Source organism: Bacillus cereus group sp. BfR-BA-01430 (assembly GCF_022663115.1).
GTDB classification, from domain to species: Bacteria; Bacillota; Bacilli; order Bacillales; family Bacillaceae_G; genus Bacillus_A; species Bacillus_A cereus_BD.
Window position 1 is genome coordinate 1 of sequence record NZ_JAKUEW010000069.1, and the last position, 480, is coordinate 480.

A 480-nucleotide genomic window follows, 5' to 3' on the forward strand; every position below is an offset into this window, starting at 1 on the left:
ACAATGAGGACACGTAAAGTAGCACTTATCAATTCGATTAGGAAGCTGTTTTACTTTCGGCTGCATGTCATAATCTTTATTACACTCAGCACAATATACCTGCATGCCTACTCACCTCATTGGTCTATTGATTCCTATTTAATGAATCAATTAATATCTCACGTGTTAACTCAAATGATTGTTCTTCACTGAATCCTGCTTCTTTAAACTGTGTAAAAGCAGCGAACATCATTTTTGCTGCTAATGCAAAGTCCATCATAGCACTACCTACTTGTTCGTTCTGCATATCGTTTACCATCTTCTTAAATCCGTCCATCTAATTCACTCCTTATCCTTTAAGAACTCATCAATCGCTTTATTCAATATACTAATAGACGCTTCTCTTCTTTGTTTTGGAGTTGTGTTATCTTCCATTTCATTAAAGGCTGGAATTGCTTTTTCTAACTTCTTCGAATCAATGCGTTCATTCACAATATCTTG

Annotated in this window: 1 protein-coding gene; it reads right to left on the reverse strand. The window is 35.4% G+C overall.

The window, feature by feature from the left end; genetic code table 11:
* Nucleotides 1-124: 124 nt before the first annotated feature.
* Nucleotides 125-316, reverse strand: a complete 192-nt coding sequence (locus MR058_RS22970) for a hypothetical protein (protein ID WP_012095045.1) — start codon at nucleotides 314-316, stop codon at nucleotides 125-127.
* Between the last annotated feature and the right edge of the window lie 164 nt (nucleotides 317-480).